Annotated in this window: 11 protein-coding genes; 3 read left to right on the plus strand and 8 right to left on the minus strand. The window is 63.1% G+C overall.

Annotated elements, in window-relative coordinates; all coding sequences use genetic code 11:
- Window positions 1-48 precede the first annotated feature (48 nt).
- From RI444_RS06925 to RI444_RS06955, 7 genes are read right to left on the minus strand one after another with little or no spacing between them, the layout of a single operon-like run.
- Window positions 49-1,170, minus strand: coding sequence for a Gfo/Idh/MocA family protein (locus tag RI444_RS06925; RefSeq protein ID WP_242703111.1), 1,122 nt, complete (start codon window positions 1,168-1,170; stop codon window positions 49-51).
- Window positions 1,155-1,856, minus strand: coding sequence for a ThuA domain-containing protein (locus RI444_RS06930; RefSeq protein ID WP_242703110.1), 702 nt, complete (start codon window positions 1,854-1,856; stop codon window positions 1,155-1,157). The genes RI444_RS06925 and RI444_RS06930 overlap by 16 nt, the downstream gene beginning before the upstream one ends.
- A gap of 39 nt (window positions 1,857-1,895) precedes the next feature.
- On the minus strand, window positions 1,896-2,900 hold the full coding sequence (locus tag RI444_RS06935) for a sugar phosphate isomerase/epimerase family protein (protein WP_069694497.1): 1,005 nt from the start codon (window positions 2,898-2,900) through the stop codon (window positions 1,896-1,898).
- Window positions 2,900-4,102 (minus strand): Gfo/Idh/MocA family protein, encoded by a 1,203-nt coding sequence (locus RI444_RS06940; protein ID WP_031216616.1) that lies wholly within the window; start codon window positions 4,100-4,102, stop codon window positions 2,900-2,902. Before RI444_RS06940 ends, RI444_RS06935 begins: the two co-directional genes overlap by 1 nt.
- Before the next feature lie 30 nt (window positions 4,103-4,132).
- Window positions 4,133-5,038, minus strand: coding sequence for a carbohydrate ABC transporter permease (locus RI444_RS06945; RefSeq protein WP_021472606.1), 906 nt, complete (start codon window positions 5,036-5,038; stop codon window positions 4,133-4,135).
- A gap of 1 nt (window position 5,039) precedes the next feature.
- Window positions 5,040-5,969, minus strand: a complete 930-nt coding sequence (locus RI444_RS06950; RefSeq protein ID WP_062095951.1) for a carbohydrate ABC transporter permease — start codon at window positions 5,967-5,969, stop codon at window positions 5,040-5,042.
- Window positions 5,966-7,294, minus strand: a complete 1,329-nt coding sequence (locus tag RI444_RS06955; protein ID WP_207604926.1) for an extracellular solute-binding protein — start codon at window positions 7,292-7,294, stop codon at window positions 5,966-5,968. The genes RI444_RS06950 and RI444_RS06955 overlap by 4 nt, the downstream gene beginning before the upstream one ends.
- Before the next feature lie 209 nt (window positions 7,295-7,503).
- Here RI444_RS06955 and RI444_RS06960 point away from each other — a divergent pair, with 209 nt between their 5' ends.
- Window positions 7,504-8,589 carry a LacI family DNA-binding transcriptional regulator gene (locus tag RI444_RS06960; protein WP_207604925.1) on the plus strand — a complete coding sequence of 362 codons (1,086 nt, stop codon included), beginning with the start codon at window positions 7,504-7,506 and terminating at the stop codon, window positions 8,587-8,589.
- Here the strand turns inward: RI444_RS06960 and RI444_RS06965 are convergent.
- Complete coding sequence (locus RI444_RS06965; protein WP_207604924.1) at window positions 8,549-10,012, minus strand: lipase maturation factor family protein; 1,464 nt, start codon at window positions 10,010-10,012, stop codon at window positions 8,549-8,551. The genes RI444_RS06960 and RI444_RS06965 overlap by 41 nt on opposite strands.
- A 99-nt stretch (window positions 10,013-10,111) precedes the next feature.
- Here RI444_RS06965 and dxr point away from each other — a divergent pair, with 99 nt between their 5' ends.
- Both dxr and RI444_RS06975 read left to right on the plus strand, forming a co-directional pair.
- Window positions 10,112-11,296 carry a 1-deoxy-D-xylulose-5-phosphate reductoisomerase gene (gene dxr, locus RI444_RS06970; protein WP_207604923.1) on the plus strand — a complete coding sequence of 395 codons (1,185 nt, stop codon included), beginning with the start codon at window positions 10,112-10,114 and terminating at the stop codon, window positions 11,294-11,296.
- 38 nt (window positions 11,297-11,334) lie between these two features.
- Window positions 11,335-12,666, plus strand: a complete 1,332-nt coding sequence (locus tag RI444_RS06975; protein ID WP_069694500.1) for a M50 family metallopeptidase — start codon at window positions 11,335-11,337, stop codon at window positions 12,664-12,666.
- Window positions 12,667-12,692 lie beyond the last annotated feature (26 nt).

The following is a 12,692-nucleotide window of genomic DNA, read 5'->3' on the forward strand; positions in this document are numbered from 1 at the left end:
AATGTTTCCCGGAAACACTGTCATCAAATGCCACCTCGTGTGTGGGTCTTAGGCTGAGACCTTGGTGGCCAGCTCAGTCAGCGGAACTGCCGGCGGCCGTTGTGCCGTGCTCTTGATCGATACCGACTGCCCCGACTTGGCAGACTCAAGGACCGACTCCATCACCTCAAGGGCGTGGAACGCGAGCCCGCCCCCGGCACGCGGTTCCTGGCCTGCTGGAGTTGCCGCAAGGTCGGCAATGCCAAAGCCCCGGCCCGAGTCCACATAGCCGGCCGAGACGGGCAGTGTTTCCCAGTCCTCGGCGCCGAGGGCGAACAACTGGACCTCGCCGTCGAAATGGTTGGGATCCGGAACCACCAGGGAACCCTTCTCGCCGTGGATTTCCAGGTTGGGGCTCTTGGTCTTGACGGCGTCGAAGCTCATGAAGAGCGTTGACAGCGCACCAGAGGCATGGACCAATACTCCTGTCACGTGCGAGTCGATGTCCACCGGTACTTTCTGGCCCTCGCGGGGACCGGAACCGATGGTGCGTTCATTCCTCGTGTGGCTCGCGGCGCCCACCACGGAGACGACCGGACCCAGGAGAGTGACCAATGCCGAGACGTAGTACGGGCCCATGTCCAGCAGCGGTCCGCCGCCGGGCTGGTAGTAGAAGTCCGGGTTCGGATGCCAGCGTTCGTGGCCGGGCGTGGCCATGGTGGCCGTCGCCGAGATCGGGGTACCGATCAGGCCGTCGTCGATCGCTCTGCGGGCCGTTTGGATGCCCGTGCCCAGGACCGTATCCGGCGCACAGCCCACCACCACTCCGGCGGCCCGTGCAGCGTCGAGGACCTGCCGGGCCTCTTCGGAGGTAGCGGCGAGCGGCTTCTCCCCGTACACGGACTTGCCGTTGGCGATGGCCTTGAGGGCCACGTCGGCGTGCGCCGCCGGGATAGTCAGGTTGAGCACCAGGTCGACGTCGTCCGCCGCCAACAGCTCTTCCACCTGCATTGCCCGGACGCCTTCGTAGGAGTCCGCCACTGCCTGGGCACGGGCCGGATCGAGGTCCGCCACGGCCACGAGGTTGACCGAATCAAGGCGCCGGAAATTGCTCAGGTACTGGGCGACGATGGCGCCGCAGCCGATGATTCCGACGTTAAGCTGCTTGGTGTTTTCTAGCGGGTTGCCCACAGCATGCCCCTCTCGATGATGGTGCGGACGTTGGAGTCCTGGAGAACTTCCACACGGTGTCCCGGGGTGCAGACGAAGATCCTGCCCTTGCCCCACTGGCGCGTCCAGATGGCAGGGGAAGTAACCTCCCGGTTCCAGGGGTCCCATTCGCGCACCTTCTGGGTGGTGGTGGCCAGGACGTCGATGTAGTCGTCGGCCAGGACCCAGTACTGCTCGGTGACCAGGTCAAAGTCGGACAATCCGGCAGTGATGGGGTGTTCTGCGGCCGCAGGGAGCATGTTCACCGTGTAAGGAACGTAGTTGTCCGACTGCTCGCCGATCCTTTCGTCCGGGTGCTTGCCGGGATGGCAGGCGAACTGGCCCCCGATCAGGTGGAGGTAGTCGGAGTTGTTGCGGTAGGAGTCGGCGATGCCGCCGTGCCAGCCTGCCAGGCCCGTACCGTTCTCGACGGCGGCACGAAGTCCCTCGAACTCGTCCTTCTCGATGGTGGACATGGTCATGCACTGCACGATCAGGTCCACAGTTGCCATGTAGTCGGCGTCTGCGTAGATTTTGGGCGATTCCTCCATCCGTACCTCGAAGCCTTGGGCTTTGAGGTACGGGATGAAGAGTTCGGTGGCCTCCACAGGCTGGTGTCCGTCCCAGCCCCCGCGTACCACCAGGGCGGTTTTGTTATTGCTCGACATGGTTTCCTTAGTTTTTTCGGGGCGTATCCGTTGAGTCGTTCAGCGTGTTGCGAAGGCGGCATCGAAGGCCGCTGCGGGTGGCTGGATAGTGGCAAGTTCCTTGACCATGGCCAGTGCCTGCGGAGCACCGACCAGGCGGTCCATGCCCGCGTCTTCCCACTCGATGCTGGTGGGTCCTGCGTAGCCGATGGCGTTGAGGGTCCGGAAGATCGGTTCCCACTGCACGTCTCCGTGGCCGGCCGTGACGAAATCCCAGCCGCGGCGGGGATCCGCCCATGGCAAATGCGACCCCAGGCGTCCGTTGCGTCCGTTCAACTGCCGGACAGACTCCTTCACGTGGACGTGGAAGATCCGGTCGGCGAAGTCCTGCAGGAACATGACAGGGTCCAGGTCCTGCCATATGAAGTGGGACGGATCAAAGTTCAACCCGAAGTTCTCCCGGTGCCCGATGGCTTCGAGCGTCCGCTTGGCAGTCCAGTAATCGTAGGCAATCTCGGAGGGGTGGACTTCCAGTGCGAACCGGACCCCCACCTCGTCGAAGACGTCCATGATGGGGTTCCAGCGGTTGGCGAAGTCCTGGTAGCCGCGCTCGATCATGGCATCAGAGGCGGGAGGGAACATGGCAACGCATTTCCAGATAGAGGAACCCGTGAATCCGGTGACGGTCTTAACCCCCAGCTTGGCCGCAGCGCGGGCCGTAGCCTTCATGGTCTCTGCTGCGCGCCGGCGGACGCCTTCCGCATCACCATCACCCCAGACATCGGCGGACAGGATATCCCGGTGCCGTTCGTCGATGGGATCGTCGCAGACTGCCTGCCCCGTGAGGTGGTTGGCGATGGCATGGACCGACAAGTTGTGCTTGTCCAGGATCTCCAGCTTGTTCCGGAGGTAGGCATCGTCTTCCACTGCCCGTACCGGATCGAGGTGGTCGCCCCAGCAGGCGATCTCCAGGCCGTCGAAGCCCCATTCGCCTGCCAACCGGGCAACTTCCTCAAAGGGAAGGTCTGCCCACTGACCGGTAAAAAGTGTGATGGGTCGGTTCATCAGTGCTCCTTGTCAACGTTCTGCCAACGGCTTTCCGCCGCAGCGCTCGCCTCTACGGCGGCCAATACCTTCTGGACCTGCAAAGCATCAGCGAACGACGGCGACGGCTGCTCACCGGCGCCGATGGCATTCACGAGGTCCACCACCTGATGGGTGAAGCCGTGCTCGTACCCCAGGCCATGGCCGGTCGGCCACCAGTTGCCCGTGTAGGGGTGGGACGGTTCGGTGACCATGATCTTGCGGAAGCCCGCATCGGGTTCAAGCGAGGCATCGTAGAACTGCAGGGAATTCATGTCCTCGAAGTCGAAGGCCAGCGAACCCTTGGTGCCGTTCAGTTCCAGTCGCATTGCGTTCTTTCGGCCCAGCGCGAAGCGGGTGGCCTCGAAGATGCCAACGGGACCAGTGCCGCCGTCGTGCTTTCCGCTGAACCGGGCAGTGAAAAGGGCGGCGTCGTCAACGGTTACCGGGCCCTTGGGGCCGTCGGAGCCACCGTGGCCGCCGAGTCCCACGAAGTCACCACCCACCGGGCGTTCCTTGACGAAGGTTTCCATCAGGGCGGAGACCCCGGTGATTGCTTGTCCGGTGATCCACTGGGCCGCGTCGATGCTGTGGGCACCGATGTCGCCCAGGGAGCCGGAGCCTGATTTCGACTTGTCCAAGCGCCACGTGAGGGGAGCGTCGGCATCCGAGAGCCAGTCCTGAAGGTACTGGGCACGGACGTGGCGGATATCGCCCAGGCGCCCTTCGTCAACCATCCGCTTGGCCAAGGCGAGCGCGGGCGTACGGCGGTAGCTGAAGCCGCACATGGAGAGGACTCCGCGTTCGGCCGCGGCCCTGGCTACAGCCGTCATTTTTTCGGCCTCCTCCACGGAGTTGGCCAGAGGCTTTTCGCACAGGACGTGTTTTCCTGCCTCCAGGGCGGTGATCGCAATCTCGGCGTGGGTGTTGCCGGGAGTGCAAATATCGATGAGGTCGATGTCGTCGCGCTCGATCAACCGCCGCCAGTCCGTCTCCACCGAGTCCCAGCCGTACTTGGCTGCCGCCGCCCGGACTCCTTCTTCGTTGCGGCCGGCCACCGCGGTGAGCTGCGGTGCGAGGGGCAGGTCGAAGAAGCGGGGGGCGGTACGCCACGCGTGGGAGTGGGCGGCGCCCATGAAGGAATAGCCCACCATGCCTACACGCAGGGGTCGTGGTTCAGTCACAACTGATCCTTTCTTGTCTGCCTGATCCGGTTACTTGCTGAATCCGGCGGTTAGGCCGCTGAGGAGCTGGCGCCGTCCTACGACGTACAGCACCAGGATTGGCAGGGTGCTCAGGACCACCGAGGCCAGGACCGCCGGGATGTTCACGCTGAATTCGCCTTGGAACGTCCAGAGTCCCAAAGGGAGGACGCGAAGGTCCGGGTTCTGGGTCAGCACCAGCGGGAGCAGGAACCCGTTCCACACGTGCAGGCCGTTGTAGATGGAGACCGTCACGATCGCCGGACGGGTCAGGGGCAGCGCCAGGCGCCACATGGTTTGCCATTCGCTGCACCCGTCCAGCCGCATGGATTCGAACAGCTCATTGGGAACGTCCCGAATGAAGTTGGACAGGATGAGCACGGTCAGCGGGATTGCGAAGGCGATGGACGGGAGCATGATGGCCAGCAGGCTGTCGTAGAGGTTCAGCCTGATGATCATCAGGTAGATGGGGATGATGGTCGCCTGCAGGGGAATGGCGAGGCCCATCAGGAACATTCCGTTGACCAGTTTCAGGAACCTGCCACGTCCGCGGACGATCGCGAAGGACGCCATGAAGGAAATCAGGACCGTCGGGATGACGGAACCGAGCGTCACGATCGCGCTGTTCATGAAGTACGTCGCGAAGTTCGATTCCAGGACCAGCTGGTAGTTCTCCAGGGTCGGAGACGTCGGCGGAGCCAGCGGACTTTGCCCGAAGTAGCCCTCCGCCGTCTTCAGGCTGGTGATCACGATGTAGTAGACGGGGATGATGATGATGGCCAGCCAGATCCATCCGCCCAGGCCGCCGGGGATGTTGAGGCGGCGGATGCGTGTGGCCAGGCTCAGCTTAACCACGGGCGGGTCGGCCTTGGTGCCGGTTGCCGGTGTCTCTTCTGTGTTCGTCAGAACGGTGCTCACCCTACATACCTTCCAATTGGCTGCCCTGCTTGTCCTTGCCTCCAAGGCGCTGGAGGAACAAGGCCAGTGCGAGGCCGATGACGACCAGGATTACGGCGATGACGCTTGCCGGGCCCATGAGGTTGGCCCGGAAGCCCCTGAGGTACATGTCCAGGGCCAGGATCCGGGTGGAGTTGCCCGGGCCACCGCCTGTGAGCACGAAAATCAGGTCGAAGTAGGTCAGGGATCCCACCACCATCAAGGTGGAGGACGTGATGATGGTGTACTTCAACTGCGGGAGCGTGATGTGGAAGAACTGTTTGATGGTGCCGGCGCCGTCGATCTGGGCCGCCTCATACAGGGACTTTGGTATCTGGCGCACCCCGCCTTGGTAGATCAACGTGTGGAACGGTACGAACTGCCAGGCGATGACGAAGATGACCAGTCCCAGTGCCAGCTGCGGAACCCCCAGCCAGTCCTGCGCCAGGAAAGGCAACCCCAGGCCCATGGCCAGGCCGAAGTTCGGATCCAGGAGGGCTTTGAAGGCGATGGCCACCGCTGCCGATGACAGGAGGAGGGGCAGGAAGTACAACACGGCCAGGGCCGCACGGTATTTTTGGCTACCCGCAGTGAAGACTCCCAACAGCAGGCTGATCGGAGTCTGGACCAGCCAGGACACGATCATGATCACGAAGGTCAGCCCCAGCGCGTTGTACAGTCCGGGATCGGCGAGGACCGAAGTCCAGTTGTCCATCCCGGCGACGCCGATTGCGCCGATGCCGTCCCAGTCGGCGAAGCTGAGGACCAGGACCCCGGCCAGGGGAACAACGGCGAACAGGACAAAGAACAGCAGCGCCGGAACCGTCAGCCATGCGAGTGCGGAATTTTTCTGCCCCTTGGTCTTCTCGCCAGTCCGGTGGGCGGCCGTCCTGGTCAACGTTGAGCTGCTCATTTGCCAAGCGTTGCGTTCATGTTCTCGGCGAACTGCTTGGGCGTGATGGACTTCAGGAACAACTGGTCGATGTTGTTCAGGAGCGCCTCGGCAGCGGTGGGGCTCAGCGCCTGGTCCCAGGATTGCTGGAACGTTGGTGCGTTCTTGGCAAGGTCGTAAACGAAGTTCAGGAAGTCCTTGTCAGGTGAGGATGCAAGCTTGTCCTCGATGCCGTTCACGATCGGCACAGAACCGGAGTTGATGTAGGCATCGATGACTTTGTCCGTCAGGATGCCCTCCTTGAAGAACTTCTTGGCGATCTCCTTCTCCTGGTCGGTGGCCTTGGCGGAGATGGACATGTACTGGGCGGGGTTTCCGACACCGCTCTTCGGATCGCCCTTGCCGCCGGCGACCGTCGGGAAGTGGACGAAGCCGAGCTTTCCGTCCTGGACGAAGTTCTGGCCTTCCTTCTTCATGGCACCGTAGGTCCAGGATCCGTGGAGCATCATCGCAGCCTTGCCGGTGAACAGGAGGGCCTGGTCAGCCTTGGAGTCTGCCGTGATCGAGGAGAAACCCTTGATGAAGCCGTCAGCGGAAACCAGTTCCTGGATCTTGGTGCCGGTTTCGATGACTGCCGGGTGCATCCAGGCGTCCGGCTTGCCTTCGAAGATGGCGTTGAAGACTTCGGCCCCGCCAATGCGGTCCAGGAGGTACTCGAGCCACATCATCGAAGTCCACCGGGACTGGCCGCCGAGCGAGAACGGTGCCACGCCCATGTTGTTGAAAGTCTTGACCAGGGACATGATGTCGTCCCAGGTCTTGGGAGGCTGGACGCCGGCCTTCTCGAAGAGTTCCTTGTTGTAGAAGAGCACGATCGGAGCCACGTACTGGTTAGGCAGGGCGTAGATCTTGCCGTTAACCGTCGCAGCGCCGAACGAGGAGGGGAAGAACTTGTTCTTCACGTCCGGGTTGGCATCGAACCATGGGGTCAGGTCCTCTACCTGGTTGGCCTCGGCGTAGGTCTTCAATCCGCCGCCACCCCAGCCGTAGACGATGGTAGGGGCCTGGCCTGCACCGATGGCCGTCTTGATCTTGGTCTTGTAGGCGTCGTTCTGGAAGTAAGTGACGTTGATCTTGTTGTCCGGGTTCGCGGCGACAAATGCGTCAACGGCGTTCTGCATGGTGGTCTGGTTGGGCTCGCCGGTGAGGAACCACATGCTGGCCCCGCCACCACCGCCGCTCCCGCCCGGTCCTGACGTTCCGCAGGCGGTCGTTGCCATGGCTGCGAAGGGTGTGAGTGCAGCGAGGGCCAGGAAGGAACGCCGGGAGGACTGGAATTGCTTCATTGCTTCTCCATGAGTTTTCGCTAGGTTGAACAAGAAGGTTCCGAAAAAAACCGAAATATTTCGCAACCGTGATTAAGATCACGGTCTAAACTAAAGCCAAATAGTCGATTCGTCAAGACGCATTTTGACTCGTTCCTGAGCCGAACTTGCACTTTTTCGCGGACCGGCGCATTCTCGAAACTGCCGAAACAATTTCGAAAGTGGGGGACATGACTATCGGGACAAAGCCGTCCAAGCCAACCCTGGCTGCAGTGGCCCAAGAGGCCGGCGTCTCAACGCCGACCGTTTCCAAAGTGATCAATGGCCGCGAAGACGTAGCCGATGAGACGCGCGCCCGGGTCCTCGCGGCACTGCAGAGGACCGGTTACAAAACCCCTTCCCAGCGCAGGAGTGTCCCTTCCCGCCGCGCCGTGGAGGCCGTGTTTGATTCCCTCAACTCGGCGTACGCGGTCGAGGTGCTGAATGGCGTGCTCGAACAGGCAGCGATTGCCGACATGGAGGTGGTCCTCTCCGTGACCAGCCGGCAATCAGGGTCGCCTTTGGGGCCTGAAGAGCGCGCCCAACGGCTGATCGATGAGGGGCGCAGCGGCATGATTGTGGTCACCTCCGCCTTCAACTCAGGTCAGCTCAACGCTTTCCAGCGCCGAAGGATCCCCATTGTGGTGGTTGATCCGCTCAATCCGCCGCCCGGCGATGTCTTCAGCGTGGGTGCCAGCAACTGGGCCGGCGGCAAAGCTGCCGCTGCCCACTTGCTGGCGCTCGGCCACCGCAGGATCGCCTACATTGGAGGGCCGGAGTCGGCGGAGTGCAGCCAGGCGCGGCTCCACGGCTACATGGCTGCGCTGATGGCCGAGGGCATCAGCGTGCAAGAGGAATACGTCCTTGCCGGGCCCTTCCGCCCCAGCAACGGAGTTCAGGCGATGAAGTCGTTGCTGGCGTTGGATGATCCGCCCACGGCCATCTTCGCCGCCAGCGACAGCATCGCTTTGGGTGTTCTGGCCGAGGCCCGGCGGCAGAATGTGCGCATCCCCGAGGAGCTGAGCCTTGTGGGCTTCGACGGAACCCACCAGGCAGCGGAATCAGTGCCTCCGCTCACGTCGGTGTCCCAACCGCTGCAGGACATGGGGCGGTCCGCAGTGAACTTCATCCTCCGGCAAATGAACGGGGAGGACATTGATTCGCGGCGGGTCGAGCTGGCCACCCACCTGGTGGTTCGGGAGTCCACGGCGGCCCCGAGGCCGGCTGCCCACCGCTTCACCGCCAAGGAAGCCGGCGCCGGGAATCGAGGGACATAGGCGGAATGGCCTCGTACAGCGGTACCCTCACCCAACGCTCACCCGTCGTCCTGAACTCGGCGCGGCTGGCGAAACGGTAAAGGTACGTCTGCACGCGCACCCAACGGGGGCGGCCGCCGTCGAACGGGTCATGGCCAAGCAACCGAAGCGTTGGCGGATCGGCTGCGAGGAGCTTGTCCAGGAAGCGGTACAGCCATTCCTCGTGCACGGTGCGCAGCGGCAGGAACCACATCATCCAATCCAGCCGAAGGTGGTAGGGCGCCCATTGACGCGGCATTCTTCGGACATCTCCCGGTTTCCCCTTGAACCCGTACTCCAGCCAGGCCTCGTCCGGGGAGTCGGGGTCTTCGTCGGAGGTTCCTTCCACCACTACTTCGATGCGTTGCTTGGTGACCGTGCCAAAAGCTCCATACGCATTGACCAGCCTCCAGCGGTTGAAGCTTGCATTCATGAGTTGCTCCCGCGAGAACAGGTTCAGCAATGGCCGGTAGCTGAACACCAGCAACAGCAACGTCACGGCGAGTACGACGACGAGCCACCACACCGGCGTGGTGGCACCGGAGTGCCACTCAAGCGGGATGAACGGGAAGACCGCGTGTGCCACGGGATCGCTCACCGCTGCGAAAGCAAGGATGATGGCGGCCCAGTTCAGCCACGCGAAATTGCCCGAGCCCACAAGCCATAACTGGGTCAGGATGATGATGCCGGCGGCAATGCCGGCCACGGGCTGGGGTGCGAACAGGAAGAAGGGGACCGCCAGCTGGGCGAAATGGTTCCCCAGCACCTCGACTTTGTGCAGCGGCCGGGGGAGGAGGTGGGCTTGGCGGCTGAGAGGACCGGGCATCGGCTGGGTCTCGTGGTGGTAGAACATCGCTGTCAGGTCCCGCCATTCCCTGCCCCCGCGCATCTTGATCATGCCGGCGCCGAACTCAAGCCGGAACACCAGCCACACGACCAGTACCAGGATGGTGGCGGGCGGGGGAGTCTGGTCGGATCCCAGGAAGGCTACCGTGAACCCTGCTTCCAAGAGCAGCACTTCCCAGCCGAAGCCGTAAAAGGTTTGTCCCACGTTGACAATGGACATGTAGAGGAACCAGAGGGCCAGGAAAGCAATCATCGGCAACCACGGCGGCCCTGTCTGCGGAAGTCCGAGGACCAACAACGCAGACACCGCCAGCCCAAAGATGCAGACGGCCCGCAGCAGCCTGTCCGAGTAGCGCCAACGGAACAGCGTAGGCCGCCCCATCCGCCGGACGACCCCAAGGAAATCCGGGACGGGAAGCAGGCCCCGCTCGCCCAGGAGCGCCGGGAACTGGTTCAGCGTCGAAAGGAACGCAAGGAAGTAGAGCGCAGCCGTGCCGCGCTGCAGCACCTGACGGGCGAATTCGTAGTCCCGGGCGTCGAACCAAGAGAGCCACTCCACGATTTCCACGTTAACCATGGGACGGAGGGGCCAACAGACGTTTGCACATATGGGTCCGCCGTGTTCGCCCTGCCCTGCGGCGGCTGGGATACTTGACTCATGCAGCCGCGCAAGATCGTCATCCTCGGGTCCACCGGTTCCATCGGCACACAAGCAATTGAGGTGATCGATGCCGCTCCCCACCTTTTCGAGGTAGTGGCACTCAGCGCAGGAGGCGGAAATCCGGAACTCATTGCGCAGCAGGCTGTGCACACCCGCGCGCAGGCAGTGGGAATTGCCCGGGGCGACGCTGCTGCCCTGCAACAGCTCATCGCCGGCTTTGCCGCAACCGCCGGGCTGAAAGGCTTTGCTCCGGAAATCTTCGTGGGGCCCGATGCCTCAGCCCGGGTCGCGGGCATCCCCAGTGACGTTGTCCTCAACGGCATCACCGGATCCATTGGTCTTGCTCCTACCTTGGCGGCCCTGGAGTCCGGGGCCACCCTGGCGCTCGCCAACAAGGAATCGCTGATCGTCGGCGGCGCTCTGGTTAGGGCAGCCGCGGGTCCGGGCCAGATTGTTCCCGTCGACTCCGAACATTCGGCAATTGCACAGTGCCTCCGTTCAGGCGCGGCAGCGGAAGTCCAGAAGCTGATACTTACGGCTTCGGGCGGTCCTTTCCGGGGCCGGACGCGCGAACAGTTGCAGGACGTCAGCCCCCAGGAGGCGTTGGCGCACCCCACCTGGGACATGGGGCTGATGGTCACCACGAACTCCGCCAGCCTGGTCAACAAGGGCTTGGAAGTGATCGAAGCGCACTTGCTGTTCGACGTGCCCCTGGACCGGATCGACGTCGTGGTGCATCCCCAGTCCGTGGTGCATTCAATGGTGCAGTTCGTGGACGGCTCAATCATTGCGCAAGCTTCCCCGCCTGACATGCGCCTTCCGATCGCGCTGGGGCTCGGCTGGCCGGACAGGGTTCCCGGCGCTGCCCGGGCGTGTGACTGGAGCCAAGCCACAAGCTGGACCTTCGAACCGCTGGATTCGGAGGCGTTTCCCGCCGTGGACCTCGCCAAGGAAGCAGCCAAGCAGGGGAGCACCTTCCCCGCGGTGTTCAACGCAGCGAACGAGGAAGCTGTGGAAGCGTTCCACGCCGGCCGCATCCGCTTCACCGACATCGTCGATACCGTGGAGTCCGTCCTCAGCGAACATACAGGCTCTTCGGAGCTAACGCTGGAATCCGTGTTGGATGCTGAAGCGTGGGCACGCAGCCGTACCCACGATCGTTTAGCCACCAGCCGCCTGTAGCCCGCCCCACCCCACCTGATGGAAGCAGTACCGCCCGAATGAGCCCCGTCCTTCTCTTCATCCTCGGAGTCATCTTCGTCGCCATCGGCGTCGCGGTCTCCATCGCGCTTCACGAGGTGGGGCACCTGGTTCCTGCCAAGCTGTTCAAGGTGCGGGTGACCAAGTACATGATCGGTTTTGGTCCCACGCTGTGGTCGCGCAAGAAGGGTGAGACCGAGTACGGTTTCAAGGCCCTGCCGCTGGGCGGCTACGTCGCCATGATCGGCATGTACCCGCCGAACAAGGAGGACGGCGGCGTCCGCCCCTCCAGCACGGGTATGTTCCAGACGCTTGCCTCGGAGGCCCGCTCGGCAGCCCACGAGGAAGTGGGCCCGGACGACGCAAACCGGGTGTTCTACAAGCTGCCGGTCTGGAAGAAGATCATCGTCATGCTGGGTGGTCCGGCCATGAACATGCTCATCGGACTCGTGCTGACGGCCGTGCTGCTGATGGGCTTCGGTACGGCCCAGGCCACCACCACGATCGCCGATGTTTCCAAATGCCAAGTGGCAGCCGGCCAGACCGTCGATCCCGATTCCGCGGAGTGCAAGCCCACCCCAGCCGCGGCTGCCGGCCTGCAGCCCAATGACACCATCAAGTCCTTCGATGGAAAACAGGTCACGGAGTGGGACGAGTTGACCAGTTGGATCCGTGCATCCGCAGGGCGTGAGGTCCCTATTACGGTGGAGCGCAACGGGGCCCTCGTGTCCACCACCGTCACGCCTGTACTTTCTGCGCGGCCCGTCATCGGTTCCGATGGCCGGCAGGAACAGGATGCCGACGGCGTCCTCAAGTACCAGGAAGTCGGGTTCCTGGGCATAGGTGCCCAAAGCGTCCTGGTGCCGCAGCCGGCGTCGAGCGTTTTGCCCATGGCGGGGGAGAACATCAAGCAGATCTCCGGTGTGATCTTCAACCTGCCCGCCAGGGTGGTTGGCGTGGCCAAGGCAGCCTTCAGCGAAGAGCCCCGCGACCCCAACGGCCCCATCAGCGTGGTGGGCGTCGGCCGGGTGGCCGGTGAAGTAGCCGCTATGGAGCAGGTGCCCTTGGAGGCCAGAATCGGCACGCTGGTGGGCTTGCTGGCAGGCCTGAACTTTGCCTTGGCGATTTTCAACCTCATCCCCTTGCTCCCGCTTGACGGCGGGCATGTGGCCGGTGCCCTGTACGAGGGAATCCGGCGTCGGGTGGCCAAGCTGCTCGGCAAGCCGGACCCCGGCGCTTTCGACATTGCCAAGCTCCTCCCCGCAACGTATGTGGTGGCTGCGCTCTTGATGGCCATGGGCGCTTTGCTGATCTACGCGGACATCGTGAAGCCGGTGAACATCTTTGGCTAGGAGCGTCTCCGGCGGCCTCCCGGTGG

It is taken from the genome of Paenarthrobacter sp. AT5, assembly GCF_032764245.1.
GTDB lineage: Bacteria > Actinomycetota > Actinomycetes > Actinomycetales > Micrococcaceae > Arthrobacter > Arthrobacter ureafaciens.